The following is a 24,569-nucleotide window of genomic DNA, read 5'->3' as shown; positions in this document are numbered from 1 at the left end:
TCCCCGCGAACGCGGGGACCCATCTCGTGCGGTTGCATCCAATCACCGTCGACATTCGGTAGGCGCGCAGAGGAGATGGGTCCCCACTTGCGTGGGGATGACGGGTGGGAGCGTTCAAGCTACTACATCCACCGCCCGCCGGAACGCCTCGACCAGCGGCACCACCGCGCCGCGCGTCTTCATCGCCGCGCGGTTGACCACCAGCCGCGACGTAACCTCGGCGATCACCTCGACCTCGACCAGCCCGTTCTCCTTCAGCGTCCGCCCCGAACTGACCAGATCGACGATGCGCGGCGCAAGCCCGAGCGTCGGCGCCAGCTCCATCGCGCCGTTCAGCTTGACGCATTCGGCCTGCACCCCGCGCCGGGCGAAATGCGCGGCGGTCACGTGCGGGTATTTGGTCGCGACCCGGACATGGCTCCACCCGCGCGGATCGTCGTTCGCGGCCAGCGCCGCGGGCTCGGCGACCGACAGGCGGCAGTGACCGATGCGGAGATCGACCGGTGCGTAGAGCTCCGGATAGGCGAACTCGGCGAGCACGTCCGACCCGACGATGCCCAGCTGCGCCGCCCCATGCGCGACGAAGGTCGCGACGTCGAAGGCGCGGACGCGGATCAGCTCGATGCCCGAATCGTCGGTCGCGAAGCGCAGCGCGCGGCTGTTCTCGTCGAAGAACGCCGCTTCCGGCCGCACCCCGGCGCGCGCCAGCAACGGCTGCGCCTCCGCCAGGATCCGCCCCTTGGGCACCGCAATGATGAGGGGTTCGGCCACGACCGCGCGGGCTTTACGCGGGCGCTTTCGCAGGTGCAACAAGCGGCCGCAGGAGAACCCATGGCAGAGGCAGAGAACCGCGAGGCGTTCCGCATCCAGCGCTTCTATTGCGAGAAGATGGACGCGCCGATCTATGCGCGGCTGTGCGGCGCGATCGCCGCCGGGCTGACGCGCGACAGCCGGACGGGCGCGCGGGTGCTCGACTGGCCGGGCGAGCCGACGCGCGACGCGCTGCCGCTGCGCCTCGTCGGCGGACTGCACGCGCTGGTGCGGGCGGGCGCCGAGGCGGGGCTGGCGGCGGTGTTCCGGGGCGAGATCGTCGACGAGGGCGCGATCGTGGCGGCGCTGAACGCGGCGCTGATCGCGCATGACGACACGCTGTGGCCGTGGCTGGACGGCCCGCCCCAGACCAACGAGCCGGGCCGCTCGGGGGCGCTGATGCTGGGGTTGCTGGAGGTCGCGCGGCGGCATGGGCCGAGGCTTGAGGTGCTGGAGATCGGGTCGAGCGCGGGGTTGAACCTGTTGATCGACCGCTATCGGTTCGACCTGGGCGGCACGGTCGTCGGCCCGGCGGACGCGGCGGTGACGATCCGGCCCGACTGGACCGGCGAGGCGCCCGCGCCGGTGCCGCTGGACATCGTGTCCGTGCGCGGCTGCGACATCCGGCCGCTGGACGCCACCGATCCGGGGGTCGAGGCGCGGCTCGCGGCGTATGTCTGGGCGGAGACGCCGGCGCGGGGCGAGCGGCTTGGCACCGCGATCGCCATGCAGCGCGCGCGCGGCGTCGACCTGGTTCGCGCCGACGCCGCCGACTGGATCGAGGCCCGCCTCGCCGAGCCGCAGGCGGCGGGCGTGACGCGCGTGCTGATGCATTCGGTGGTGTGGCAGTATCTGCCCGGCGCCACCGCCGACCGCATCCGTGCCGCGATGACGGCGGCGGGCGCGCGTGCCACGCCGGAGCGCCCGCTCGGCTGGGTGATGATGGAGCCTGACCGCGCCTTCGCGCACCAGCTGGTGCGGGTGCGGAGCTGGCCGGGGCACGACGGCTGGACGCTGCTCGCCACCGCGCACGCGCACGGGACGTGGATCAGGCACGGCATCGCCGACGAGGACCAGCGCCGCTTCGCCCTGCCCGAGTCGGCGACGGTGGACGCGGGATGACGCGGCCGACCACCCCGATCGCGTGACGATCGAGTTCCGTCCGCTCGACCTTGTGTCGGCCGGGGCCGTGCCGATCGCGTTCGCGAAGGGTCTTGCTTCGAGGATCGGGCAGCGGTTCTAGCGGGTGGCGACGCGGCGTCAGTCCTTCGTCCAGCAGCGTTGCCGCGCCGTTAGAGTCGCCGACCTGGCCTGCGGTCACGAAGAAGCTCAAGAGGCGTCCGTTGGCGTCTCTGACATTGTGAGATTTGGGCGTTCATTGAACTTCGTGCGCAACGACCTGAACGCGGACGGTTCCTGTTGCCGCGACCCCTTTGATGCCGGCTCCTCGTTGCGTGCGGACTAGGTCGACCTGCTGCCGATTCGACCTGGAACCCGACGTCGACGCTCGACGTGCCCGGCGGCAACCAAGGCAGCGTCCGCTTCTGCCGTCGCAGCGGTGCGGTGCGCGTCGGTCAGCTTCCGAACCGCTCCCGCAGCGTCATCATCGCCAACGCCGCGCGCGCCGCGCCGCCGCCCTTGTCGAGCTCCTCCGGCCGGGCGCGGGCGAGCGCCTGGGCCTCGGTCTCGACGGTCAGCACGCCGTTGCCGATCGCCAGCCCGTCCAGCGTCAGCGCCATGATCGCGCGCGCGCTCTCGTTGGCGACGACCTCGAAATGATAGGTCTCGCCCCGGATCACGACGCCCAGCGCGACATAAGCGTCGTAGCGGCCGGTATCCGCCGCCAGCGCGATCGCGGCCGGCAGCTCCAGCGCGCCGGGAACGGTGACGACCTCGTGCGTGTGCCCGGCCGCCTCGATCGCCGCCTCGGCACCCGCGACGAGCAGGTCGTTGAGGTGATCGTAGAACCGCGCCTCGGCGATCAGGATGTGTGCCATGTCGTTCCTTCTCCAGCCTCTCCCGCATGCGCGGGATGGCAGCTCACCCGATCGCGCGCTCGCCGACGATGCTCAGGCCATAGCCGTCGAGTCCGACCAGCGTGTGGTGGGTGTTGGTCAGCAGCACCATCTCCTCGACCCCCAGCTCGGTCAGGATCATCGCGCCGACGCCGTAATCGCGCAGCTCCTCCATATCCGGGGCGAGCTGGCCGCTCTTGGCCTTCAGCGCGAGCGTGAACTGGTCGGGGCGCGGCCGGTTGATGACCACCACCACGCCGGCACCCTCCGCGCCGATCATCTCCATCGACCCGCGCAACAGGTCCGAGCGCTCGCCCTCCTCGCCGAAGATGTCGGCGAAGGTCGACAGCGCGTGCATCCTGACCAGCGTCGGCCGGGCGGGATCGACGCGGCCCTTGACCAGGGCGATGGTCTCGTCGCCCGTCGCCTTGTTGTGAAAGGTCATCGCCCGCCACTCGCCGCCCCAGCGGCTGGTGAAGGTCGCCTCCGCGCGCTTCTCGACCAGATGGTCGTGGCGGCGGCGATAGGCGATCAGGTCGCGGATCGTGCCGATCTTGAGGTTGTGGAGCTGCGCGAAGGCGACCAGGTCGTCCATCCGCGCCATCGTCCCATCCTCGTTCATGATCTCGCAGATCACGCCCGAGGGGTTGAGCCCGGCCAGCCGCGCGACGTCCACCGCCGCCTCGGTATGCCCGGTCCGCACCAGCACGCCGCCGTCGCGCGCGACCAGCGGAAAGACATGGCCCGGCGTCACGATCTCGTCGCGGGCTTTGCCGGCATCGATCGCCACCGCGATCGTCCGCGCGCGGTCGGCGGCGGAGATGCCCGTCGTCACGCCGTCGCGCGCCTCGATGCTGGTGGTGAACGCGGTCTCGTAACGGGTGCCGTTGTTGCGGCTCATCAGCCCCAGGCCCAGTTCGCCGACGCGCTTCTTGGTCAACGCCAGACAGACCAGCCCGCGGCCGTGCTTGGCCATGAAGTTGATCTTCTCCGGCGTCGCCATCTGCGCGGGGATGACCAGGTCGCCCTCGTTCTCGCGGTCCTCGTCGTCGACCAGGATGAACATGCGCCCGTTGCGCGCCTCGTCGATGATCTCCTCGGGCGAGGACAGGAAGCCGTGACGCAGCCGCGCCAGTTCAGCCCGCTTTTGCACGATAGCTCTCCATCCGTTGCAGGTAACGCGCGAGCACGTCGATCTCGATGTTGACGGCCTGCCCGGCGTGCAGCTCGCCCAAAGTCGTCTGCGCCTGGGTGTGGGGGATGACGTTGATCGAGAAGTGCGTGCCGTCAGCGCCCTCGTCACTGACTTCGTTGACCGTCAGCGACACGCCGTCGACCGTCACCGACCCCTTGGGTGCGACGAAGGCGGCGAGTTCGCGCGGCAGGCGAAAGCCGATCCGCTTCGAATCGCCGTCCGCGCACACGCCCAGCACCTCGGCGACGCCGTCGACATGACCGGTGACGATATGGCCGCCGAGCTCGTCGCCGAGTCGCAATGCGCGTTCCAGGTTGAGTCGCTTGCCCTGCGTCCACTGACCCTGCGCGGTGCGGGACAGCGTCTCGCCGGACACGTCGACCGCGAACCAGCCCGGTGCACCGGGCGCGGACTTGTCCACGACCGTCAGGCACACGCCCGAGCAGCTGATCGAGGCGCCGAGATCGACGGTGGCGGTGTCGTAGGCGGTCGAGACGACGACGCGCGTGTCGCCACGCGCCTCGACACTCGCGATCGCGCCTACGTCGGAGACGATTCCGGTGAACATGGGGTGCGCTCGTAGACCTCCAGCCGGTCGACGCCAAGCTGGCGCGCGTCATGTAACCGCCAGCGGCCATGCGTTTCTGGCAGCGCTGTCATACCGATATCGGTAAGCGACGGCAATCCGCCCCCGATCAGGATCGGTGCGCGATAGAGGAGGAGCCGGTCGACCAGATCGGCGCGGAGGAACGCCGCCGCCGTCCGCGCGCCGCCCTCGACCAGCAGGTGGTCGCCGGGAAGGCTGGCGATCTGAGCCGGGGAAGAGACCCATATCAGATCGCGCGTGCCCCTGACGCCGTCATCCCCGCGAAGGCGCGGACCCATCTCCCGCCGGTCGAGTTGGGCGGTGTTTTCGCGAGATGGGCCCCCGCTTTCGCGGGGGTGACGATAAGAGAGCACCACCCTCGCCGGCGACCGGTCCTCCAGCCCCGCCAGCCGCACGTCGAGTGCGGGCCGATCCGTCTCCCACGTCCCGCGCCCGACCAATATGGCCTCGTGCCGGCTGCGCTCGCCATGCGCGTGCGCGCGGGCTTCGGGACCGGTGATCCATCGACTGTCGCCCGATGCCAGCGCGATGCAGCCGTCGAGCGAGGTCGCGAGCTTGAGCGTCACGAACGGGCGCGCTTGCTTCCGGCGCGTCAGCCACCCCGCCATGCTCCGGCGCGCGGCGTCGGCAAGCAGCCCGTTCTCAACCGCCACTCCCGCCGCCGCGAGGCGCGCCAAACCCGCGCCGTCGGTGCGCGGGTCGGGATCGCGCAGGCTCGCCACGACCCGCGCCACGCCGGCCGCGATCAGCAGGTCGGCGCAGGCCGGGCCGCGCGGCGACTCATGCGCGCAGGGTTCCAGCGTGACATAGGCCGTCGCGCCCCGTGCGGCGTCACCCGCTTGGGCCAACGCCATCGCCTCCGCATGTGGTCGCCCGCCCGGCTGCGTCCAGCCGCGCCCGACGACCCGGCCGTCCCTGACCAGCACGCAGCCGACATTGGGGTTGGGCGCGGTTCGCCCCCGTCCGCGCTCGGCCAGCGCAACTGCCGCGGCCATGTGGCGGGTGTCATCGGTAGTGGTCATCGCGCCGGGATAGCCGGACCCGGCGGGTCCGTCATGCCGACCTCGTGCGGGCTCGCCTTACAGGTGCCACTTGTCCATCGTGTCCTGGACCTCCTGGAACTGCGCGCGTCGCGCGGCATCCGCACGCTCGCGCTCGGCGCGGCGGCGGGCGTCGATCGGCCCGTCGATCTTCTGCTGCGCGACGATCTCCGCGTCGGTGCGATCCAGCCGCCACTGCTGCACATAGACGATGTCGCGATGGTAGGCGGGCTTGAACTCGCTGTCGTGCCAGAACGCCCACAGCGTCACCGCCGTCAGCGTTACCGACAGTGCCGCGAAGCCCCATTGATGCGGGCGGCGGCGGCCGAAGAAATAACGGAGGTCCGCCCATGCGCCGGCGGGCTGGATGCGGCTGAGCAGCTTCATGAGAGGGAAGATAGGGGCGGCCGTGGCGAACGACCACCCCAGGTCCGGCTACTCGACTTCGAGGCGGAACCGCACCGTCATCGTCCGCCATACCTCATAGGGCACGCCGTCGCGCGTCGCCGGGCTGAACCGCCATTTCGACAGCGCGCGATCCTGCGTCACCCGCCAGAACGCCTCGCTGGCGGCGGCGACGCGTTCGACCTGACGGACGCGGCCGTCGACGCCGATCAGCACGCGCAACGTCACCACCCCCTCGTTGCCCGCGCGGCGTTCTTCGGCCGGGTAGGTCGGCTGGAAGTCGACGCGGGCGTCGGGCCGTGCGGCGACGAGGACCGGCTGCGGCGGCCTGGGCGGGTCGATCACGACGCCGGAGTCGGGGCCTTCGATCACGCCGGGGCCGGGTATCGGGACCGGAACGAGCGGGGTGACGCGAAAGTCGGTCACAGGCGGCGTCTCGATGATCGGAAGCGGCGGGTCGATCCGCGTCGGCTGCTGGTGGACCAGTGGCTCCGTCTTCGGTTGCGGGTCGGGCGGTGGGGGCTTGGTTGGCTCCGGAACGATATAGGTCCTGAGCACATGCTCATTGCGGACATGTTCGATCACCGTCGGGCTGAGCATCGCGATGGCGACGAGCCCGCCGACGATCCCGACCGACAATGTAAGGCTGCCCCGATCGACATGCTTGGGGCCGTAGCGGTCTGCATACATGGCACCTCTCCTCGGCGCGTGATGCGCCTGTTCGCGATACCGGGTCTGATGCCCGAGTCGCGATCGACAGGTTACACTATAACATCACGCCGACAAGTGGCTGGCTCATGTTCCACGGCGGAGGCGGTCGAGCGCGCGCTCGCGCCCGATCAGCGGCAGCAGCGCCGCCATGTCGGGACCATGATCCAGCCCCGTCAGCGCGCGTCGCAGCGGCAGGAACAACGCCTTGCCCTTGCGCCCGGTCCGCTCCTTCAACGCGGCGGTAAGCGCGTGCCACGGGTCGCCCGCCCAGGCCATCGCGTCGGCGACCCCGGCCGCCTCGCTCAGGTAACTGCGGTCCTCGTCGGGCGTGACCGCGTCGACCGGCCCCTCGACGACGCGCCACCACGATTCGGCATCGGCGACGCGCGCGAGATTGGGCCGCACCGCCTCCCACGCCACAGCGTCCATGCCAGCCGGCAGGCGATCCGCCACCGCTGCGAACGGCAGCTGGTGCACCACCTTGGCGTTGACCTGCGCCAGCTCCGCCTCGTCGAACCGCGCCGGGGCACGGCCGACATGGCCGATGTCGAAGCCGGCGACCAGCGACGCGGCGTCGACCAGCGGCTCGACCGGATCGCTGGTCCCCAGCCGCGCGAGCAGCGAGCGCAGCGCCGCCGGCTCGACGCCCTGCTCGCGGAAGTGATCGACGCCGAGCGAGCCCAGCCGCTTCGACAGCTTGCCCTCGTTCCCCGTCAGCAGCGGCGTGTGCGCGAAGCGGGGTGCCGCGCCGCCCATCGCGGTGAACATCTGCACTTGCAGCGCGGTGTTGGAGACGTGGTCCTCGCCGCGCACGACATGGCTGATGCCCAGCTCCAGATCGTCGATCGCCGACGGCAGCATGTACAGCCACGATCCGTCGGCGCGCCGTATCACGGGATCGCTCATCGTCGCCGCGTCGAACCGCTGCGGTCCCCGCACCAGATCGTCCCACGCCAGCGGCTGTGCGTGGTCGAGCCGGAAGCGCCAGTGCGGCCGCACCCCGTCTCGTTCCAGCGTCGCCCGCTCCGCGTCGGTGAGCGCCAGCGCCGCGCCGTCATAGACCGGCGGTAGCCCCCGCCCGAGCAGCACCTTGCGTTTCAGGTCCAGTTCCTGCGCGGTCTCATATGCCGGATAGATACGCCCCGCCTCGACCAGTTGCGCGAACCGCGTCTCGTACTGCGTCGTCCGCGCCGACTGCCGCGCCTCCGCATCGACGCTCAGCCCGAACCAGGCGAGGTCCGCGCGGATCGCGTCCACGTACCGCTCCTCCGACCGCGCCGCATCGGTATCGTCGATCCGCAGCACGAACCGCCCGCCCTGCGCGCGCGCGAACAACCAGTTCCGCAACGCCTGTTGCAGGTTGCCGACGTGGAGCCGGCCGGTGGGGGAGGGGGCGAAGCGGGTGACGACGGTCATGTGCGAAAATCCAGCGTGACGACGGCGCAGGCCTCGGCGGCCCGTGCCAGCTTCCGGTCTCGCGTCGCCAGCGGGGTGCCGAGGCGGGCGGCCAGTTCGAGATAACTCGCGTCGTAAGGAGTCAGGTCGTGCGCCTCCGACAGCGCGATCACGCGATCCCACGCCGTATCCCACCCGTTCTGATCGAGCCGGACCGGCAGTTGCCGCAGTCTTCGCAGGGCCAGGTCCCGCTGCGCCGGTGTCAGTCGTTCGCGACGCACGGCGGACCGCAGCATGTTGGCGACCTCCAGTCGCCAGTGACCGGGTACGCAGAGCGGGTTCGCGAGCATCACGTCCCAGGCCGCCGGGCCGAGGTCCGCCGCCTCGTCGGGGATGCAGATCGGTCCGACCAGCGAAGCGTCCAGAACGATCACCGGCGGCCCTCCTCCTTCCAGGCGATCCATTCGTCCGATGTGACCCGCACGCCCTCTCCCCGCAGGTCGTCACGGAACTGGACGAGCCCTTCCAGCGCCGCCCGCCGCTGCTCACGCCGGTCGGCTTCCACCCCGCTCAGACGGACGACATCGCGGCCATGACGGGTGATGACGATATCCTCGCCCGCTTCGGCGGCGGCGACGATCTCGGACAGCTTGTCCTTGAACTCGGCGATCGGCACGTGACGCATGGCTGTTCTCCGGCCAGAAGATTAGCCGGATTTGCATGCCGCTGCAATTGCATCGCCGTGGTGGCGGGCTATGGGAAGCTGCAAGCGCGGGGACCTACGATGAAACTGATGACCGGCAACGCCAATCGCCCGCTCGCGGCGGCGATCGCTTCCTATGTCGGGTTGCCGCTGACCGACGCCAGCGTCCGTCGCTTCGCGGACGAGGAGGTGTATGTCGAGATCAACGAGAACGTCCGTGGCGAGGACGTCTTCGTGCTGCAATCGACCGGCTATCCCGCCAACGACAATCTGATGGAGCTGCTCATCATGATCGACGCGCTGAAGCGTGCGTCGGCGCGGCGGATCACGGCGGTGCTCCCCTATTTCGGCTATGCGCGGCAGGACCGGAAGCCCGGCCCGCGTACGCCCATTTCGGCCAAGCTGGTGGCCAACCTCATCACCGTCGCGGGTGCCGATCGCGTGCTGTCCGTCGATCTGCACGCGGGTCAGATCCAGGGCTTCTTCGATATTCCGACCGACAATCTCTACGCCGCGCCCGTGATGTCGGCGGACATCGACGCGCGGTTCTCGGGTCGCAACCTGATGGTCGTGTCGCCCGACGTCGGGGGTGTGGTGCGCGCGCGCGTGCTGGCGAAGCGGCTCGGCAATGCGCCGCTCGCGATCGTCGACAAACGCCGCGAGCGCGCGGGCGAGTCGGAGGTGATGAACATCATCGGCGAGGTCGAGGGGCGGTTCTGCATCCTGATCGACGACATCGTCGATTCGGCGGGCACGCTGTGCAATGCGGCGGCGGCGCTGAAGCAGGCCGGCGCGGAGGACGTCGTCGCCTATGTCAGCCACGGCGTGCTGTCGGGCGGCGCGGTCGCGCGGGTCGAGGGCTCGGTGCTGTCGGAGCTGGTCATCACCGACACCATCGCCAGCGAAGCGGTCGATGCGTCTGCGCGCATCCGCCACCTGCCGATCGCGCCGTTGCTGGGGGAGGCGATCAAGCGGATCGCGGACGAGTCGAGCGTGTCGTCGCTGTTCGATTAGGGTCGCTAGGTCGCTGGGCTGCCGGGAGGGCGCCGCGGCAAAGCCGCGTCGTCGGACGGGTTCGGCAGGGCCGACCCGCCGGCCGGCCTGCAGGTTGCGCCTGTGGCGCACCGGCGCGGACGTGGCCGCGCCTACCGTTGGCTCAGCGCTACGATGTGATCCAGCACCGCCGGGTGCAGCGGCTTCGCAAACGCGCAGCCATATTTGAACTTGTCGCGCCAGGCGACCACCGCCTCCAGCGCCGCCAGGCCGGGTAGCGTCAGCCACACCACCGTGCCGGGCCACAAGGTGAAGCTGGTCTCCGCGCGGAAGCCCGACCGCGACAGGTCGACGACGTCGATCTCGAACTTGGTCTGGCCGCGATCGCGCAGGTGCGCGCGCATCTTGACGCCCTTGCGTAGCGCACGGCGATGGTCGCCGTATTTCGGCAGCGGCTCATAGGGGAACTTGAAGCGCGGCAGGTCCATGGCCAGCCGCATGACACGGAATTGGTTACTCTTTCCCTAAGCCCCCGCTTCCGTCCGCCGCCGCGCCCACCGGCGCCCGCACGCCCGCGCGTCGGCGCTGCTTCAGCGTCGCCTTCAGCGCCTCCGGCCGGGGCGCGACCAGAAAGCCGAAACTGACCGTCCCGCTCTTGGTCTCGACCACATGGTGCAGCCGATGCGCCTGCACGATCCGCTTCATATAGGTCGATCGCGGCAGATAGCGGGTCGGAATACGCTGATGCACGATGACGTCGTGGAAGCCGAAATAGATCGCGCCATAAGCCGCGATCCCCGCCCCGATCCACGCGCAGCCCGGCCACCAGCCGAGCTGCACCCCGCCCAGCAGCAGCACGAACGACGGCACCGCGAAGATCGCGGCATACAGGTCGTTCAGCTCCCAGTTGCCGGTGCGCGGCCGATGGTGGCTCCGATGGAGAAACCAGCCCGGCCCGTGCATGATCCACCGATGCGCGACATACGCCACCCCCTCCATCGCCGCGACGGTGAGTAGGAACAGGAGGATGCCGAACGCCCAGGTCATCGTTCCGGGCATATAGGGTGGATTCCGGTGCCCGCCTATGCTTTAGGCCATCCGTCCACGATCATCCCCGATCTTCGAAAAGGCGTCGTCCGCCCCATGAACATCCACGAATACCAGGCCAAGGAATTGCTGGCCAAGTTCGGCGTCCCGGTCCCCGCCGGCCATGCCGCGATGACCGTCGACGAGGCGGTCGCGGCCGCCGGCCAGCTTCCCGGACCGCTCTACGTCGTCAAGGCGCAGATCCATGCCGGCGGCCGCGGCAAGGGCAAGTTCAAGGAACTCGGCCCCGACGCCAAGGGCGGCGTCCGGCTGGCGAGGACCGCCGACGAGGTCCGCGCGGCGGCGACCGACATGCTCGGCAACACGCTGGTGACGATCCAGACCGGCGAGCACGGCAAGCAGGTCAACCGCCTCTACGTCACCGACGGCGTTGACATCGCCAAGGAGTTCTACCTGGCGCTGCTGGTCAATCGCGCGTCGGGCAAGATCTCGATGGTCGCCTCGACCGAGGGTGGCATGGACATCGAGACGGTGGCGCACGACACGCCGGAGCGTATCCATTCGATCGATATCGACCCGGCGACCGGCTTCATGCCCCACCACGGCCGCGCCGTCGCGGGCGCGCTGGAGCTGACCGGCGACCTCGCCAAGCAGGCGGCGAACGTCGCGTCGAAGCTGTACGATGCGTTCCTCGGCACCGACGCCGAGCAGATCGAGATCAACCCGCTCGCCGTGACCGAAGACGGCAAGCTGATGGTGCTCGATGCGAAGGTCGCCTTCGACGGCAACGCGATGTTCCGCCACAAGGATCTGGCCGCGCTGCGCGACGAGACCGAGGAGGACCCGGCCGAGCTGGAAGCGTCCAAATACGACCTCGCCTATATCAAGCTCGACGGCGACATCGGCTGCATGGTCAACGGCGCCGGGCTGGCGATGGCGACGATGGACATCATCAAGCTCAACGGCATGTTCCCGGCGAACTTCCTCGACGTCGGCGGTGGCGCCAACAAGGAAAAGGTGACCGCGGCGTTCAAGATCATCCTCGGCGATTCGAACGTGAAGGGCATCTTGGTCAACATCTTCGGCGGCATCATGCGCTGCGATATCATCGCCGACGGCATCGTCGCGGCGGCGAAGGAAGTGAACCTGCAGGTGCCGCTGGTCGTCCGGCTGGAAGGCACCAATGTCGAGCAGGGCAAGGCGATCCTCGCCAATTCCGGCCTGGCGATCGTTCCCGCCAACGACCTGGGCGACGCCGCGCAGAAGATCGTCGCCGAGGTGAAAAAGGCGGCGTGATGCCACAACCCGTCACCCCGGCCTTGAGCCGGGGTCCCGCTTCTTCGCCAGAAGAGAAGCGGGATGCCGGATCAGGTCCGGCATGACGAAGAAGAGAGGTTTGCGATGAAAGTCCTGGTCCCCGTCAAGCGTGTGCTCGACTATAACGTGAAGCCCCGCGTGAAGGCGGACGGCTCCGGCGTCGATCTCGCCAACGTCAAGATGAGCATGAATCCCTTCGACGAGATCGCCGTCGAGGAAGCGATCCGTCTGAAGGAAAAGGGCGTCACCGAGATCGTCGTCGTCTCGATCGGCGAGGCGAAGTCGCAGGAGACGCTGCGGACCGCGCTCGCGATGGGCGCCGACCGCGCGATCCTGGTCGTGTCGGAGGAAAAGGTCGAGCCGCTGGGCGTCGCCAAGATCCTCGCCAAGATCGCCGAGGAGGAGCAGCCCAGCCTCATCATCACCGGCAAGCAGGCGATCGACGACGACAACAACCAGACCGGCCAGATGGTCGCCGGCCTGCTCGGCTGGGGGCAGGGGACGTTCGCGTCGAAGGTCGAGCTGACCGCCGATAACGCGACGGTGACGCGCGAAGTCGACGGCGGGCTGGAGACCGACTTGTTCAAGCTGCCGGCGGTCGTCACCACCGACCTGCGTCTCAACGAGCCGCGCTACGCCTCGCTGCCCAACATCATGAAGGCGAAGTCCAAGCCGCTCGCGCAGAAGACGCCCGCCGATTACGGCGTCGACGTCACCCCGCGCGTCAAGACGCTCAAGGTCGTCGAACCGGGCAAGCGCACCGCCGGCGTCAAGGTCGCCGATGTCGACGAACTGGTGATGAAGCTCTCTGCGATGGGGATCAAGAAGTGAAGACGCTGGTCTGGGTCGAGCATGACGGCGCCGCCGTCAAGGACGCCACGCTGTCGGCGGTCACCGCCGCGTCGCAGCTGGGCGAGGTGCATCTGCTGGTCGCCGGTCAGGGCGTCGACGGCGTCGCGCAGGCGGCGGCGACGATCGCGGGCGTGGGCAAGGTCCACGTCGCCGACGACGCGGCCTATGCCAATGCGCTAGCCGAGAACGTGGCACCGCTGGTCGTCGAGCTGATGGGTCATCACGACGCCTTCGTCGCGCCGTCCACCACCACGGGCAAGAACGTCGCGCCGCGTGTCGCCGCGCTGCTCGACGTCATGCAGATCAGCGACATCCTGTCGGTCGAGGGGCCGGACACGTTCACGCGGCCGATCTATGCCGGCAACGCGATCGCGACCGTGCAGACCAGCGACAAGAAGCTGGTCATCACCGTGCGCGGCACCGCGTTCGACAAGGCGGCGGCGGACGGCGGCAGCGGCACGATCGAGGCGGTGAGCGGGGCGGGCGACAAGGGCTTGTCGACGTTCGAAAGCGCGGAGATCGCCAAGAACGCGCGTCCCGAGTTGACCAGCGCCAAGGTCATCGTATCGGGCGGCCGCGCGCTCGGGTCGTCCGAGCAGTTCCACGCGCTGATCGACCCGCTCGCCGACGCGCTGGGCGCGGGCGTCGGCGCCAGCCGCGCGGCGGTGGACGCGGGCTATGCGCCCAACGACTATCAGGTCGGCCAGACCGGCAAGATCGTCGCGCCCGAGGTCTATGTCGCGGTCGGCATCTCCGGCGCGATCCAGCATCTGGCGGGGATGAAGGACAGCAAGACCATCATCGCCATCAACAAGGACGAGGACGCGCCCATCTTCCAGGTCGCGGATCTCGGACTGGTCGGTGACCTGTTCAAGCTCGTGCCGGAGCTGACGCAGAAGCTGGGCTGACGAAAGCTGCGGGCCTGGAACTCGGCCGCGATGGGGCGGCGCTGCATGCCGGCGCCGCCCTTGCGGTTCTGGCCAAGCTGAACGCCGTCCATGTCCATGTCCAGCCGGAGCGCGCCGGCGTTCGGCTGCACGCGCTGACCGGGCTGGCGCCCCTGCTTGCGCCCGCCGGTCCGATCGGTCGCATCGCCGCCGGGACGCTCGGCGATCGCGCACGGGTGGTTCGCGCCGTCCTGTTCGACAGGACGCCCGGCACGAACCGGGCACTCGTCCGGTCGAGGATCGGCAGGCGCCGATCTATCGGCAAAGGGTCCCCTCTGACGGGGGCGGCCGTAATGGCCGGCCAGTCGACCAGCGGCGCGCGCCGATCCTGCTGTCCTACAATCGCCGTCCGGTGCCATCGGACGGGAGTGGGGACGGGGGCATGCCCGATCGTGACGCCAGCGGAGGCGGCAACGATCGCGACGATGCGTTTTGGTGTTACCTTTCGTTACCTTTGGCGGTCCCCGTCGGCGGCAGCGACGCACGAAGGCTTGGCGTGCGCGGCGCGGGGCCCCACATAGCGACCGACTGAACAGGAGCGCCGATTTGGCCAGCACGCTAGGACTATCCGCCGACCAGAAAGCCGCCGTGGAGGCGTTCCGCCGCGACGTCGTCGAGCCGTCGATGACGGCGCTCGTCATCATCGACTTCTGGGCGGAGTGGTGCGGGCCGTGCAAGGCGCTGACCCCGCTGCTGGAAAAGGTCGCCGCCGCCTATGCCGATCGGGGCGTGGTGCTGGCCAAGGTCGATACCGACAAGAACCAGTTCATCGCCCAGCAATTCCAGATCAAGTCGATCCCGACCGTCTACGCGATGTTCGGTGGCCAGCTGGTCGCGGACCTGACCAGCGCGCGCACCGAATCGCAGCTCAAGGCGACGTTGGACCAGCTGCTCAAGCAGCTGCCGATCCCGTCGGCGGCGGCGGATGCCGAGGCCGAGCTGGAGCCGCTGATCGCGATGGGCGAGCAGGTGCTGGCGGAGGGCGACGCCGAGCGCGCGCTGTCAATCTTCCATCAGCTCGGACAGATGGCGCCGGAGCATCCGCAGGTCGTGTCCGGCCTGGTCCGCGCGCTGGTCGCGGGCGGGCAGGTGGAGGAGGCGCAGGCGGTGCTCGACTCGCTGCCGGCCGACGGGGCCAAGGCGCCCGAGATCGAGCGTGCGCGCGCCGCGTTGGCGCTGGCGCAGTCCGCGCCCCCGGTCGACGATCTCGCGCCGCTGGTCGCGAAGGTGAACGCCGCGCCCGACGACCTGCAGGCGCGCTTCGATCTGGCGAACGCACAGATGGCGAGCGGCGACCGCGATGCGGCGTCGGACGGGTTTCTCCATATCGTCGCGGTCGACAAGGCGTGGAACGACGGCGCGGCCCGCGCGCAGCTGCTCAAGCTGTTCGAGGTGGTCGGGCTGATGGACCCTTGGGTCTCGGCGCAGCGGCGACGGCTGTCGGCGCTGCTGTTCGGATGAGCACGCGCCTGTCCATCTTTCCGCTGCCCGGCGCGCTGCTGTTTCCGGGCATGCACCTGCCGCTGCACATCTTCGAGCCGCGCTATCGTGCGCTGGTCGGCGACGCCATGGTGCGCGACCGCCGCATCGGGATGATCCAGCCGCGTCCGGTGTTCGCGCGCGACGAGGGCAAGCCGCCGCTGTTCGAGCTCGGCTGCGTCGGCAGGATCGCCGAGGTCGAGGCGCTCGACGACGGCGGCTACAATCTGATCCTGCAGGGCGTGGCGCTGTTCCGCGTCCTCCGCGAGCTGGATGTCGCGACCGCGTTCCGCCAGGTCGAGGCGGAACTGCTGCCCGTGACGGCCGACGAGACGCTGTCGCTCGGCCGCCGCGCGTCGCTGGAGACCGAGTCGCGCCGCTTCGCCGAGGCGCAGGGCTATGCGGTCGACTGGGACCAGGTCGGCCGCCTCGACGACGAGAGCCTCGTCAACGGCATCGCCCAGATCGCCCCGTTCGACGCCGCCGCCAAGCAGGCCCTGCTGGAAGCATCCGATCTGGAGGCGCGCGCGGAACTCATCATCCAGCTCCTCACCTTCTTCGGCCGCCACGACGGCGACGACCGGGTGACCTTGCAGTGACGGCCGGGGTGGGGCCGGCATGACGCTCGATCCCTGGCTCCTCGCCAAGCTGGTCTGCCCCCTGACCCGCCGCCCGCTTCGCTATGACGAGACGGCACAGGAGCTGATCTCCGACGCCGCCGGTCTCGCCTATCCGATCCGCGACGGCGTGCCGGTGCTGCTCGCCGACAAGGCGCGGCGCCTGGCATGAGCGCGGACGACCTGTCCGGCGAGTGGCGGGGCATCTTCAACTATCCCAGGGGCAATCCGCCGACCGCGTTCACGGCGTTCCTGAACGATGCCGACGGCGCGCTGAGCGGTCACACCGTCGAGCCCAATCTCCACGGCGGCAGCGCCATCGCCGCCCGGCTGGACGGCCGCCGCAGTGGCACGGCCGTGACTTTCGTTAAACTCTACGAGGACAATGACGTCGCCTACGACACCGTCGCCTATGACGGCAGCGTCGACCCCGACGGGCGGGAGATCGCCGGTCGCTGGACGATCGCGGGGGTCTGGTCGGGGACGTTCATCATGGTCCGCGAGCGAGAAGCGGACGTGGGTGCCGTGTCGCGCGTCGCGGAGACGGTGCCGCCGTCGTGAGATCGTCCGGCGCGCCTTCTTAGACCGCCATCCCCTGCAACAGCTTCGGCAGCGCGCCGCTCTCGCCGCGCGCCTCGGCCATGAACCGCTCCTTGAGCGGCGGGATCGCGTTGACCGCCGAGATGCCGAACCGCCGCACCGCGCTGGCGGCCCGGCCCTTCACCCCGAACAGCCGCGTCAGCGTATCGGTCGCAAAGGCCACCGCGAAGGTGTCCAGCCCCCGCCAGCGCTCGTAGCGGGCGAGCAGCTGCGCGTCGCCGAGATCGAGGCCCAGCCGCTTGCCCTCGACCAGCACCTCCGCCAGTGCCGCGACATCGCGGAAGCCGAGGTTGAGCCCCTGGCCCGCGATCGGATGAATGCCGTGCGCCGCGTCGCCGACCAGCGCCAGCCGCTCGGCGGTGATCCGCGCGGCATGGTGGAAGCCGAGCGGATAGGTCGCAAGCGGACTCGCCCCCGACAATGCGCCGAGCAGCCCGCCCATCCGCTTCTCGGCTTCGTGCAGGAAAGCGCGGTCGGAGAGCTTGAGCATCGCCGGCCCGGCCGCCGCATCGACCGTCCACACGATCGCGGAGCGGTGCCCCTCGTCGTCGTCGAGCAGCGGCAGCAGCGCGAAGGGACCGGCGGGGTAGAAGATCTCGAACGCGACGTTGCGGTGCGGCCGCTCATGATGGAACGCACCGACGATCGCGGCATGATCGTAGGCCCACCGCGCGACGCGGATACCGGCCGCCTCGCGCGTCGGCGACTGCCGCCCCTCCGCCGCGATCAGCAGCCGTGCGCTCACCGTCGCCCCGTCGCTCAGCGTCGCGACCACCCCGGTCGATCCGCGCTCGACGGCGACCGCGCGCGTCGTCATCCGCAGGTCGATGCCCGGCGCGTCGCTCGCCGCCTCGAACAGGATGCGGCGGAGCTGGCGGTTCTCGTACATCACCCCCAGCGCGCCGTCCTGTGCATCGGGGACGAAGTCTAGCGCGCCGGGGCGCAGCCCGTCGCTGACCCGGATCGCGCCGATCGGACAGCCTAGCCCCGCCAGCTTGTCGCCCAGCCCGATCGCGTCGAGCATCCGCCCGCTGGCACTCGCCACCGCCGACGCCCGCCCGTCGAACCCCGGCGCCAGCGTCACCGCCGGATCGGCGGGATCGACGACGGTGGCGGTCAGCCCGTGTTTCGCCAGCGCCAGCGCCAGCGTCGCGCCGACCAGCCCGCCGCCCAGAATGATGACGTCTCGCTCCATGCCGTCGCTGTACGCCGCGCAAGGGTCCGCGCCAAGGTCGCTGTCTTGACGTCGTAACCCTCAGCGCCGATGACACATCCGCGTTCGCCGGTGCAGGCGGACGGGTTGGACGGGATTGATCGCCGGGGGGCGGTCCCAGCCAGCTTTGGACACGGATCGACGCGCTTCGGCGCGGGGGGTGGACGATGGCTAGCCGGGCTGACTCAGGCCAGATTGGGGGCCAAGCGCCGGGCCTGTGGCGCGAGACGGTGCGCGCGGGCGCGGTGCGCTCCGGCGCGCTGGTCGGCGCGGGCGCGCTGTTCCTGCTGACGGTGCTGCTGGCGCTGGCGCTGGCGAGTTTCGACGGACGCGATGCCGCGATCGACACCGCCGGTGGCGAGGCCACGCGCAACCTGATCGGCGCGCCGGGTGCCTGGACCGCCGACCTGCTGCTGCTGCTGTTCGGCCCGGCCGTCGCGCTGCTGTTGCCGGTGCCGGCCACCGTCGCGTTGCGGCTGTGGCGGGGGCAGGCGGCGGGACCGTGGGTGCGGACGCTCCGCAACGCGATCGTCGGCGTCATGTTGATGGGCGCCGCGCTGGCGCTGGTGTCGAGCGAGTCGGTGCTCAAGCTGCCGGGCGGATGGGGCGGCACGATCGGGTTGCTCGCCGCCAACGGCGTTGGTGCCTCGCTGGCGCTGGCCGACAATCCGGCGCTGTCGCTATGGGGCACGCGCGCGGCGGCGCTGCTCGCCGGGGCCGCGGGCGTCGTGGTGTGGGCGAAGGCGCTGGAGATCGAGTGGGCCGACCTGCGCTGGCGCCGGCTGCCGCGATTGGCGCTGCCCGCGCCGATCGTCGAGGACGACGAGCCGCTGACGCTGACGCGCAAGCCGGTCGAGCCCCGCCCGGAACCGCGCGCGCTCGCCGCGCCCGACCAGCGCCCCGCCCCGGTCATCGCCGAGCGCCCGACGGCGCCGTCGGCCGCGCGATCGAAGCCGACGCAGGCGCAGCTCGACCTCGGCCACAACTACGCCCTGCCGCCGCTGGCGCTGCTGACGGAGGCGCCGCCCTCGCCCAAGGCGCAGATCGACAAGGCGTCGCTGGAGCGCAACGCGCGCCTGCTCGAAACCGTGCTCGACGATTTCAAGGTGCAGGGCGCGATCAACGAGGTCCGGCCCGGCCCGGTCGTGACGATGTACGAGCTGGAGCCTGCCGCCGGCATCAAGGCGAGCCGCGTCGTCGCGCTGGCCGACGACATCGCCCGCAACATGAGCGCGGTGTCGGCCCGCGTCGCGGTGATCCCCGGCCGCAACGTGATCGGCATCGAGCTGCCCAACGCCAGGCGCGAGGCGGTGGCGCTGCACGAGCTGGTCGGCAGCCAGGACTTCGCCGACCAGAACGCGCAGCTGCCGCTGATCCTGGGTAAGAACATCGCCGGCGATCCTGTCATCACCGATCTCGCGCCGATGCCGCATCTGCTGGTCGCGGGCACCACCGGCTCGGGCAAGTCGGTCGGGCTCAACTGCATGATCCTGTCGTTGCTCTATCGGCTGACGCCCGAGCAGTGCCGAATGATCATGATCGATCCGAAGATGCTCGAACTGAGCATGTACGACGACATCCCGCACCTGCTCTCCCCCGTCGTCACCGACCCCGCCAAGGCGGTGCGTGCGCTGAAATGGGCGGTCGAGCAGATGGAGGATCGCTATCGCCAGATGTCCTCGGTCGGCGTCCGCAGCCTGGCCGGGTTCAACGACAAGGTCCGCGCCGCCAAGGCGAAGGGGCAGCGGCTCGGCCGCCGCGTCCAGACCGGCTACAACCAGGAGACCGGCCAGCCGATCTATGAAGAGGAGCAGCTCGACTATCAGGTGCTGCCGCAGATCGTGGTGATCGTCGACGAGCTGGCCGACCTGATGATGACGGCGGGCAAGGAGGTCGAGTTCCTGATCCAGCGGCTGGCGCAAAAGGCGCGCGCGGCGGGCATCCACCTCATCATGGCGACGCAGCGGCCGTCGGTCGACGTCATCACCGGCGTTATCAAGGCCAATCTGCCGACGCGCATCTCCTTTCACGTCACGTCCAAGATCGATTCGCGCACGATCCTGGGCGAACAGGGGGCCGAGCAGCTGCTGGGCAAGGGCGACATGCTCTACATGCCCGGCGGCAAGGGCATCGTCCGCGTCCACGGGCCGTTCGTGTCGGACGACGAGGTCCGCGCGGTCGCCGACCACTGGCGCGCGCAGGGCGTGCCCGACTACATCTCGTCGGTCACCGAAGAGCCGGAGGAAAGCTTCGAACTGGAAGGCGCACCGACCGGCGAGGACACGGCGGAGGACCAGCAATATCGCGCCGCCATCCAGCTGGTCTGCGAATCGGGCAAGGCCTCGACCAGCTGGCTGCAACGCCAGCTCCGCATCGGCTACAACTCCGCGGCCCGGCTGATCGAGCGGATGGAGAAGGACGGCATCGTCGGACGTCCGGATCATGTCGGCAGGCGCGAAGTACTACGCGATGCTGAGGGGCATGCGATTTGATTGCCGCATGCCCCTTCGCAAACGATCGTCAGGCTAGCGCGGCGACCTGCCGGTGACGTCGGCGAAGCGTTCCGCCGATCGCGCCGAACCCCAGGACCATCAGGGCCCAGGTCGCCGGCTCCGGCACGCCAGCTAGGCTGGCGTTCACCACCAGCTGGTCGACCCGTACCGCGGCGATCAGGTCGATGTTATGCAGCTCCACGTCCAGCCGGTTTACGCCGTTCACGAACAGTGAACCGTCGGTGGTGCCGAACGTCGTCAGGTGATTGAAAGTCTCGCGGGTATAGCCATACAGTCCACCGATCTTCGTGCCGTTCAGCAGCACCGTCACCTCATTGTCGGCACCGAGCAGCCCGGACAGGCTGGCGCTACCCGCGTCGAAGCCGGTCAGGTCGAAGGTCGTCGTGAAGGTGAAGAGGGCGTTATACGACATCTTGGTCGTATCCGCGGTGTACGAGATCCAGCGCGACGTGGCGCTGTCGGCCACATAGTTGGGGTTGTAGAAGGTGACCGCCTGCGTGCCGGTCGGCGCCGGCCCGGTGGTGGCGGTCAGGACGTAGTTGGCATCGGCCTGCCCATTGCCCGCATTCAGTGCCGCGCCGCCGGGACCGAAGCCGGTGCTGTAGACGCCCGGCACGTTGTCGGCGTGCGCCGCCGACGCGAACAGCAATCCTGCTGCGACCGCAATGCTCTTGAAACGTCCTGCAACGGTAATGGTCATGGTGAACTTCCCCTTTGTGTATCTGGCCGAGCGATTAATGGAAAAACCCGCGATGTCACCAGGTCTCTATGCCCCGATCAGGGACTCGGGCGATGGCACCGGGCAACGGAGGAGTTGAATCATGACAGGAGCGCTCAAGGTCGGGATCGGCGGCTGGACCTACGAACCGTGGCGGGACAATTTCTATCCCGCCAAATGGCCGCACAAGCGCGAGTTGGAATATGCCAGTCGGCATGTGACGGCGATCGAGATCAACGGGACATACTATTCGACCTTCAAGCCGGCGAGCTGGGCAGGGTGGCGGGAGACGGTGCCCGACGACTTCGTGTTCGCGGTCAAGGCGTCGCGTTACTGCACCAATCGCAAGGTGCTGGCGGAGGCTGGCGAGTCGGTGGCGCGGTTCGTGGGACAGGGGCTGGTCGAGCTGGGGCCGAAGCTCGGGCCGATCCTGTGGCAGTTCATGGCGACCAAGCGGTTCGAGCCCGACGACATGCGCGCCTTTCTGGCGCTGCTGCCCGCCGGGGAAGCGGGCGTGAAGCTGCGCCATGCGGTGCAGGTGCGGCACGACAGCTTCGCCTGCGGCGAGTTCGTGGAGATGGCGCGGGCGGCGGGGGTGGCGGTGGTGTATGCCGATTCGGCGGACTATCCGGCGATCGCCGATGTGACCGGGCCGTTCGTCTATGCCCGGCTGGAATTGGCGGAGGAGGCGAACCCGCACGGCTACACCGATGCGGCGCTGGATCGCTGGGCCGAGGCCGCGCGGCTCTGGGCGGCCGGCGGGCGGCCCGAGGGGCTGCCCTATGTCGAGGCCGCGCCGCCGCCGAACCAGCCGCGCGACACGTTCATGTTCTTCATCAACGGCGCCAAGCTGCGCGCACCGGCCGGGGCGCAGGCGTTGCTCGCCCGGCTCAACGCGCCGGCATAGGCGGCACCGGCACCGGCGGGGGTCCCGCCAGCGCGGCGTTTTCCAGCAGGTCGAGTGCCTGGCGCGCGACGATGTAGCGTCGTGCGGCGTCCAGCCAGTTGGCGGCATCGTCCGCACCCGGCAGCTGCGCCACCTCCGCACGCGCGGCGTCGACCTGATCCATGTCGAGCAGCCGGCGCGCGCGGGCGAGATGGTCGGCGGGACGCGGCGACGGCGTGCCAGCGCGGCGCAGCACGACCAGTCCGGCGACCTCGCGCCGCAACGTGCCCCACCAGCCGCCGCTGACCCCCGACGCGGCGGCGGGACCGATCGCGTCGAGCCCCTGCCGCAGGTCCTCCAGCGTCACCGGCTGACGCGACGCGCCGTGGACGATCCGGACCGCATTGGGCAGCGTCGCCGCGAAGCGCGACTGGAGCTGGCCGTCGAGCGCACCCAGGCCCAGTCCTCGGTCGATCGCACGCCGCGCGGCGATGACGGCGAGCAGCGCCTCGGCGCGCGTCGATTGCCCGCTCGCGCCCTCGGCACTGGCGGCGAGCGAGGCGGTGCGCGCTTCCAGCACCGCGATCTGCCCGGCCAGCACCGCCTCGCGCGTCGCCAGCGTGACCGGATCGGTGGCGAGAAGCACCGGCGTCGCGGCGGGTGCCTGCGGCGGTGGCGTGACGGCGGCGGCGGCGGGCGGGGCCACGGTCGTCGCCGCGACGCCGCCGTCCTGCCGGATCTGGCGGCGGACGAGCACGACCGCCACCGCCAGCCCGACGAGGAAAGCGATCAGCACGAACACTGAGACGATGCCGACGCGCATGCCTGGCGAGGGTGGCGGCGAGGAAGACCGGATGTCGCTCATCGCGGCCGCTTATCCGCCGGGGTGTCCGCCCGGTCAATCAGCGCGACGGCGACGGCGATCAGGGCCGCGTCGGTCGGGGCGGCGGCGACGGCGCATGTCGCCCAGCCATCGCCCGCCGCCGTCGCGACCGCCGGGCTCAGCGCGGCGATGGCGATCGCCGCGCGATCGGCGTCGTCGCGGGCCGCCAGATCGGCGAAACGGCCGGCCGCGCGCTCGGAATGGAGCAGCGCGACGCACCCCGCCCACGCCCGCGTCGCGCCGGCCGGCATGGCCAGGGCGTCGCTCGCATAGACGGTGATCGCGTCGATGCCGGTCAACGCCCGGCGATCGCGTCCGGCGAGGTGGAGGAGGCGATCCGGCGCAGCCGCGATCACCGCCGTCGCGTCGTCGCTCCCCGTCAGCGACACGACGAACCCCGCGTCCCGCGCCGCCGCCGCCGTCGCCTCGCCGACCGCGATCACCGGCAGGCCCGTCAGCCCGGCGAGGCCGGCACCACCCTGGCGCACGGCGTTGGCGCTGGTGAACAGCAGCGCGTCGTACGCCGCAGGGTCGGGCACCTGCCAGGCGACCGGTGTCACCGCGAACAACGGGCAGGACCGCACGGTCACACCCGCCGCCGTCAGGCGCGCGGTCGTGCGGGCGTTGCCCGGCTCGGGCCGGAGCACGAGCGCGTCGTGCATCAGGCGCCGAACAGCCGCCGCACCGCGACCGGCGCGCGGGTGAGCAGGTCGGCGGCGAGGTCCGCGCCGGGGTCGTTCGCGCCCGTCACCTGGCCGACGACATGCGCCGTCCCGTCCTCGTCGAGCAGTTCCGCCGCCAGCGTCAGGCCGTCGTCGCCCAGCCGCGCCAGCGCCGCGACCGGCGAGTGACAGTCGGCATGCAGCGCGGCGAGCAGGCCGCGTTCCGCGAGGACACAGGTCGAAGTAGTGGCATCGTCGATCGCCGCGATCGTCCGTCGCGCGGCGGCGTCATCGGCGCGCACCTCGATGCCCACCGCCCCTTGCGCGGGTGCCGGCAGCATGGCGTCGAGCGCGATCGGCACGCCGATGTCGCCGCGTCCCAGCCGGTCGAGGCCGGCGGCGGCGAGCAGCGTCGCGTCGGCCTCGCCCGCCGCAAGCTTCGCCAGCCGCGTGTCGACGTTGCCGCGAAACAGCACGATGCGGAGGTCGGGGCGCCGCCGCAACAGCTGCGCGCGGCGGCGCGGCGAGCTGGTGCCGACGATCGCGCCGGGCAGGAGTGCCTCGATCGAGGCGGCACCGATCAGCCGGTCGCGGACGTCGGCGCGCGGCAGCATCGCTGCGATCGCGATGCCATCGGGGCGCACCGTCTCGACGTCCTTCATCGAGTGGACGCAGGCATCGACCTCGTTCGCCAGCAGCGCGCGGTCCAGTTCCTTGGTCCACAGCGCCTTGCCGCCGATCTCGGCGAGCGCGCGGTCCTGCACCCGGTCGCCGGTGGTGCGGATCACGACCAGCGCGACCCGTTCCGTCGCCCAGCCGTGCGCGGCGCACAGCGCGTCGCGGACCATGCCCGCCTGAGTGAGCGCAAGCGGGGAGCCACGGGTGCCGAGCCGGAAGGTCATGGGCAGGCAGGTAGAGGACGGGGACGGGTAGAGGAAGGCGGCGCGAACGGCTAGAGCCC

Annotated in this window: 28 protein-coding genes and 1 pseudogene; 11 read left to right on the top strand and 18 right to left on the bottom strand. The window is 70.2% G+C overall.

The features are described 5' to 3' along the window. Positions 1–114: 114 nt before the first annotated feature. Positions 115–771, bottom strand: a complete 657-nt coding sequence (gene hisG, locus ACOFKS_RS11370; protein ID WP_419809359.1) for an ATP phosphoribosyltransferase — start codon at positions 769–771, stop codon at positions 115–117. A gap of 60 nt (positions 772–831) precedes the next feature. Here hisG and ACOFKS_RS11365 point away from each other — a divergent pair, with 60 nt between their 5' ends. Beyond that, positions 832–1,932 carry a DUF2332 domain-containing protein gene (locus tag ACOFKS_RS11365; protein ID WP_419809358.1) on the top strand — a complete coding sequence of 367 codons (1,101 nt, stop codon included), beginning with the start codon at positions 832–834 and terminating at the stop codon, positions 1,930–1,932. A gap of 145 nt (positions 1,933–2,077) precedes the next feature. On the opposite strand, the pseudogene ACOFKS_RS11360 reads toward ACOFKS_RS11365, so the two are convergent. From ACOFKS_RS11360 to ACOFKS_RS11315, 10 genes and pseudogenes are all read right to left on the bottom strand, one after another. After that, positions 2,078–2,179: pseudogene (locus ACOFKS_RS11360) on the bottom strand (IS5/IS1182 family transposase); the annotation flags it as partial. 205 nt (positions 2,180–2,384) lie between these two features. Further along, positions 2,385–2,807 carry a 6,7-dimethyl-8-ribityllumazine synthase gene (gene ribH / locus ACOFKS_RS11355; protein ID WP_419809357.1) on the bottom strand — a complete coding sequence of 141 codons (423 nt, stop codon included), beginning with the start codon at positions 2,805–2,807 and terminating at the stop codon, positions 2,385–2,387. 43 nt (positions 2,808–2,850) lie between these two features. After that, positions 2,851–3,978, bottom strand: coding sequence for a 3,4-dihydroxy-2-butanone-4-phosphate synthase (gene ribB, locus ACOFKS_RS11350; protein ID WP_419809356.1), 1,128 nt, complete (start codon positions 3,976–3,978; stop codon positions 2,851–2,853). Further along, positions 3,962–4,588: a riboflavin synthase gene (locus ACOFKS_RS11345; RefSeq protein ID WP_419809355.1), complete on the bottom strand. Its 627-nt coding sequence runs from the start codon at positions 4,586–4,588 to the stop codon at positions 3,962–3,964. The genes ribB and ACOFKS_RS11345 overlap by 17 nt, the downstream gene beginning before the upstream one ends. Beyond that, entirely contained in the window at positions 4,561–5,649 is a 1,089-nt protein-coding gene (ribD, locus tag ACOFKS_RS11340) for a bifunctional diaminohydroxyphosphoribosylaminopyrimidine deaminase/5-amino-6-(5-phosphoribosylamino)uracil reductase RibD (protein ID WP_419809354.1), read from the bottom strand. The genes ACOFKS_RS11345 and ribD overlap by 28 nt, the downstream gene beginning before the upstream one ends. A 57-nt stretch (positions 5,650–5,706) precedes the next feature. Continuing rightward, positions 5,707–6,054 (bottom strand): hypothetical protein, encoded by a 348-nt coding sequence (locus tag ACOFKS_RS11335; RefSeq protein ID WP_419809353.1) that lies wholly within the window; start codon positions 6,052–6,054, stop codon positions 5,707–5,709. 48 nt (positions 6,055–6,102) lie between these two features. After that, positions 6,103–6,762, bottom strand: coding sequence for an energy transducer TonB (locus ACOFKS_RS11330; RefSeq protein ID WP_419809352.1), 660 nt, complete (start codon positions 6,760–6,762; stop codon positions 6,103–6,105). Positions 6,763–6,867: 105 nt separating this feature from the next. Next, on the bottom strand, positions 6,868–8,199 hold the full coding sequence (locus ACOFKS_RS11325) for a glutamate--tRNA ligase (protein ID WP_419809351.1): 1,332 nt from the start codon (positions 8,197–8,199) through the stop codon (positions 6,868–6,870). Continuing rightward, a complete protein-coding gene (locus tag ACOFKS_RS11320; protein ID WP_419809350.1) occupies positions 8,196–8,612 on the bottom strand; it encodes a type II toxin-antitoxin system VapC family toxin in 417 nt (138 codons plus the stop codon). The genes ACOFKS_RS11325 and ACOFKS_RS11320 overlap by 4 nt, the downstream gene beginning before the upstream one ends. Further along, positions 8,609–8,863, bottom strand: coding sequence for a type II toxin-antitoxin system Phd/YefM family antitoxin (locus tag ACOFKS_RS11315; RefSeq protein ID WP_419809349.1), 255 nt, complete (start codon positions 8,861–8,863; stop codon positions 8,609–8,611). Before ACOFKS_RS11315 ends, ACOFKS_RS11320 begins: the two co-directional genes overlap by 4 nt. A gap of 99 nt (positions 8,864–8,962) precedes the next feature. On the opposite strand from ACOFKS_RS11315, the gene ACOFKS_RS11310 reads away from it, so the two are divergent. Continuing rightward, positions 8,963–9,895 carry a ribose-phosphate pyrophosphokinase gene (locus tag ACOFKS_RS11310; protein WP_419809348.1) on the top strand — a complete coding sequence of 311 codons (933 nt, stop codon included), beginning with the start codon at positions 8,963–8,965 and terminating at the stop codon, positions 9,893–9,895. Between the two features lie 131 nt (positions 9,896–10,026). Here ACOFKS_RS11310 and ACOFKS_RS11305 read toward each other — a convergent pair whose 3' ends face one another. Both ACOFKS_RS11305 and ACOFKS_RS11300 read right to left on the bottom strand, forming a co-directional pair. Continuing rightward, entirely contained in the window at positions 10,027–10,374 is a 348-nt protein-coding gene (locus ACOFKS_RS11305) for a pilus assembly protein PilZ (RefSeq protein WP_419809347.1), read from the bottom strand. A gap of 13 nt (positions 10,375–10,387) precedes the next feature. Beyond that, complete coding sequence (locus tag ACOFKS_RS11300; protein ID WP_419809346.1) at positions 10,388–10,921, bottom strand: sterol desaturase family protein; 534 nt, start codon at positions 10,919–10,921, stop codon at positions 10,388–10,390. Positions 10,922–11,017: 96 nt separating this feature from the next. On the opposite strand from ACOFKS_RS11300, the gene sucC reads away from it, so the two are divergent. The 7 genes from sucC to ACOFKS_RS11265 all read left to right on the top strand — a co-directional run bounded on the left by sucC (position 11,018) and on the right by ACOFKS_RS11265 (position 16,694). After that, positions 11,018–12,217 (top strand): ADP-forming succinate--CoA ligase subunit beta, encoded by a 1,200-nt coding sequence (gene sucC, locus ACOFKS_RS11295; protein WP_419809345.1) that lies wholly within the window; start codon positions 11,018–11,020, stop codon positions 12,215–12,217. 105 nt (positions 12,218–12,322) lie between these two features. Next, a complete protein-coding gene (locus ACOFKS_RS11290; protein WP_419809344.1) occupies positions 12,323–13,069 on the top strand; it encodes an electron transfer flavoprotein subunit beta/FixA family protein in 747 nt (248 codons plus the stop codon). Further along, on the top strand, positions 13,066–13,998 hold the full coding sequence (locus ACOFKS_RS11285) for an electron transfer flavoprotein subunit alpha/FixB family protein (protein WP_419809343.1): 933 nt from the start codon (positions 13,066–13,068) through the stop codon (positions 13,996–13,998). The genes ACOFKS_RS11290 and ACOFKS_RS11285 overlap by 4 nt, the downstream gene beginning before the upstream one ends. A gap of 585 nt (positions 13,999–14,583) precedes the next feature. Next, on the top strand, positions 14,584–15,498 hold the full coding sequence (locus tag ACOFKS_RS11280; protein ID WP_419809342.1) for a tetratricopeptide repeat protein: 915 nt from the start codon (positions 14,584–14,586) through the stop codon (positions 15,496–15,498). Beyond that, a complete protein-coding gene (locus ACOFKS_RS11275) occupies positions 15,495–16,115 on the top strand; it encodes an LON peptidase substrate-binding domain-containing protein (RefSeq protein WP_419809341.1) in 621 nt (206 codons plus the stop codon). The genes ACOFKS_RS11280 and ACOFKS_RS11275 overlap by 4 nt, the downstream gene beginning before the upstream one ends. Positions 16,116–16,134: 19 nt before the next feature. After that, complete coding sequence (locus ACOFKS_RS11270) at positions 16,135–16,305, top strand: Trm112 family protein (protein WP_419809340.1); 171 nt, start codon at positions 16,135–16,137, stop codon at positions 16,303–16,305. Further along, positions 16,302–16,694: a hypothetical protein gene (locus ACOFKS_RS11265; RefSeq protein WP_419809339.1), complete on the top strand. Its 393-nt coding sequence runs from the start codon at positions 16,302–16,304 to the stop codon at positions 16,692–16,694. The genes ACOFKS_RS11270 and ACOFKS_RS11265 overlap by 4 nt, the downstream gene beginning before the upstream one ends. A 19-nt stretch (positions 16,695–16,713) precedes the next feature. On the opposite strand, the gene ACOFKS_RS11260 is transcribed toward ACOFKS_RS11265, so the two are convergent. Further along, positions 16,714–17,928, bottom strand: a complete 1,215-nt coding sequence (locus ACOFKS_RS11260) for a UbiH/UbiF/VisC/COQ6 family ubiquinone biosynthesis hydroxylase (protein ID WP_419809338.1) — start codon at positions 17,926–17,928, stop codon at positions 16,714–16,716. A 185-nt stretch (positions 17,929–18,113) separates the two neighbouring features. Here ACOFKS_RS11260 and ACOFKS_RS11255 point away from each other — a divergent pair, with 185 nt between their 5' ends. Continuing rightward, positions 18,114–20,438 carry a DNA translocase FtsK 4TM domain-containing protein gene (locus ACOFKS_RS11255; RefSeq protein ID WP_419809337.1) on the top strand — a complete coding sequence of 775 codons (2,325 nt, stop codon included), beginning with the start codon at positions 18,114–18,116 and terminating at the stop codon, positions 20,436–20,438. 28 nt (positions 20,439–20,466) lie between these two features. On the opposite strand, the gene ACOFKS_RS11250 is transcribed toward ACOFKS_RS11255, so the two are convergent. Continuing rightward, positions 20,467–21,159, bottom strand: a complete 693-nt coding sequence (locus ACOFKS_RS11250; protein ID WP_419809336.1) for a PEPxxWA-CTERM sorting domain-containing protein — start codon at positions 21,157–21,159, stop codon at positions 20,467–20,469. 121 nt (positions 21,160–21,280) lie between these two features. On the opposite strand from ACOFKS_RS11250, the gene ACOFKS_RS11245 reads away from it, so the two are divergent. Then, entirely contained in the window at positions 21,281–22,084 is an 804-nt protein-coding gene (locus ACOFKS_RS11245) for a DUF72 domain-containing protein (protein WP_419809335.1), read from the top strand. Here ACOFKS_RS11245 and ACOFKS_RS11240 read toward each other — a convergent pair. From ACOFKS_RS11240 to hemC, 3 genes are read right to left on the bottom strand one after another with little or no spacing between them, the layout of a single operon-like run. Further along, complete coding sequence (locus tag ACOFKS_RS11240; RefSeq protein ID WP_419809334.1) at positions 22,068–22,928, bottom strand: hypothetical protein; 861 nt, start codon at positions 22,926–22,928, stop codon at positions 22,068–22,070. The two genes, ACOFKS_RS11245 and ACOFKS_RS11240, sit on opposite strands and share 17 nt — an antisense overlap. After that, the gene (locus tag ACOFKS_RS11235) at positions 22,925–23,608 is read right to left on the bottom strand and encodes a uroporphyrinogen-III synthase (protein ID WP_419809333.1); all 684 of its coding nucleotides are present in this window, start codon (positions 23,606–23,608) and stop codon (positions 22,925–22,927) included. The genes ACOFKS_RS11240 and ACOFKS_RS11235 overlap by 4 nt, the downstream gene beginning before the upstream one ends. Beyond that, positions 23,608–24,510 carry a hydroxymethylbilane synthase gene (gene hemC, locus ACOFKS_RS11230; protein WP_419809332.1) on the bottom strand — a complete coding sequence of 301 codons (903 nt, stop codon included), beginning with the start codon at positions 24,508–24,510 and terminating at the stop codon, positions 23,608–23,610. The genes ACOFKS_RS11235 and hemC overlap by 1 nt, the downstream gene beginning before the upstream one ends. Between the last annotated feature and the right edge of the window lie 59 nt (positions 24,511–24,569).

This window comes from Sphingomonas sp. (assembly GCF_965200135.1).
GTDB lineage: Bacteria > Pseudomonadota > Alphaproteobacteria > Sphingomonadales > Sphingomonadaceae > Sphingomonas.
Note: the sequence above shows the minus strand (reverse complement) of the source record. Positions and strands in the feature narration are given on the sequence as shown.

Coding starts and splice junctions, on each gene's coding strand:
- ACOFKS_RS11365 (WP_419809358.1), top strand. CDS start 832: ATGGCAGAGGCAGAGAACCGCGAGGCGTTCCGCATCCAGCGCTTCTAT.
- ribH (WP_419809357.1), bottom strand. CDS start 2,807: ATGGCACACATCCTGATCGCCGAGGCGCGGTTCTACGATCACCTCAAC.
- ACOFKS_RS11345 (WP_419809355.1), bottom strand. CDS start 4,588: ATGTTCACCGGAATCGTCTCCGACGTAGGCGCGATCGCGAGTGTCGAG.
- ribD (WP_419809354.1), bottom strand. CDS start 5,649: ATGACCACTACCGATGACACCCGCCACATGGCCGCGGCAGTTGCGCTG.
- ACOFKS_RS11335 (WP_419809353.1), bottom strand. CDS start 6,054: ATGAAGCTGCTCAGCCGCATCCAGCCCGCCGGCGCATGGGCGGACCTC.
- ACOFKS_RS11330 (WP_419809352.1), bottom strand. CDS start 6,762: ATGTATGCAGACCGCTACGGCCCCAAGCATGTCGATCGGGGCAGCCTT.
- ACOFKS_RS11325 (WP_419809351.1), bottom strand. CDS start 8,199: ATGACCGTCGTCACCCGCTTCGCCCCCTCCCCCACCGGCCGGCTCCAC.
- ACOFKS_RS11315 (WP_419809349.1), bottom strand. CDS start 8,863: ATGCGTCACGTGCCGATCGCCGAGTTCAAGGACAAGCTGTCCGAGATC.
- ACOFKS_RS11310 (WP_419809348.1), top strand. CDS start 8,963: ATGAAACTGATGACCGGCAACGCCAATCGCCCGCTCGCGGCGGCGATC.
- ACOFKS_RS11305 (WP_419809347.1), bottom strand. CDS start 10,374: ATGCGGCTGGCCATGGACCTGCCGCGCTTCAAGTTCCCCTATGAGCCG.
- ACOFKS_RS11300 (WP_419809346.1), bottom strand. CDS start 10,921: ATGACCTGGGCGTTCGGCATCCTCCTGTTCCTACTCACCGTCGCGGCG.
- sucC (WP_419809345.1), top strand. CDS start 11,018: ATGAACATCCACGAATACCAGGCCAAGGAATTGCTGGCCAAGTTCGGC.
- ACOFKS_RS11290 (WP_419809344.1), top strand. CDS start 12,323: ATGAAAGTCCTGGTCCCCGTCAAGCGTGTGCTCGACTATAACGTGAAG.
- ACOFKS_RS11275 (WP_419809341.1), top strand. CDS start 15,495: ATGAGCACGCGCCTGTCCATCTTTCCGCTGCCCGGCGCGCTGCTGTTT.
- ACOFKS_RS11270 (WP_419809340.1), top strand. CDS start 16,135: ATGACGCTCGATCCCTGGCTCCTCGCCAAGCTGGTCTGCCCCCTGACC.
- ACOFKS_RS11265 (WP_419809339.1), top strand. CDS start 16,302: ATGAGCGCGGACGACCTGTCCGGCGAGTGGCGGGGCATCTTCAACTAT.
- ACOFKS_RS11260 (WP_419809338.1), bottom strand. CDS start 17,928: ATGGAGCGAGACGTCATCATTCTGGGCGGCGGGCTGGTCGGCGCGACG.
- ACOFKS_RS11255 (WP_419809337.1), top strand. CDS start 18,114: ATGGCTAGCCGGGCTGACTCAGGCCAGATTGGGGGCCAAGCGCCGGGC.
- ACOFKS_RS11250 (WP_419809336.1), bottom strand. CDS start 21,159: ATGACCATTACCGTTGCAGGACGTTTCAAGAGCATTGCGGTCGCAGCA.
- ACOFKS_RS11245 (WP_419809335.1), top strand. CDS start 21,281: ATGACAGGAGCGCTCAAGGTCGGGATCGGCGGCTGGACCTACGAACCG.
- ACOFKS_RS11240 (WP_419809334.1), bottom strand. CDS start 22,928: ATGAGCGACATCCGGTCTTCCTCGCCGCCACCCTCGCCAGGCATGCGC.
- ACOFKS_RS11235 (WP_419809333.1), bottom strand. CDS start 23,608: ATGCACGACGCGCTCGTGCTCCGGCCCGAGCCGGGCAACGCCCGCACG.
- hemC (WP_419809332.1), bottom strand. CDS start 24,510: ATGACCTTCCGGCTCGGCACCCGTGGCTCCCCGCTTGCGCTCACTCAG.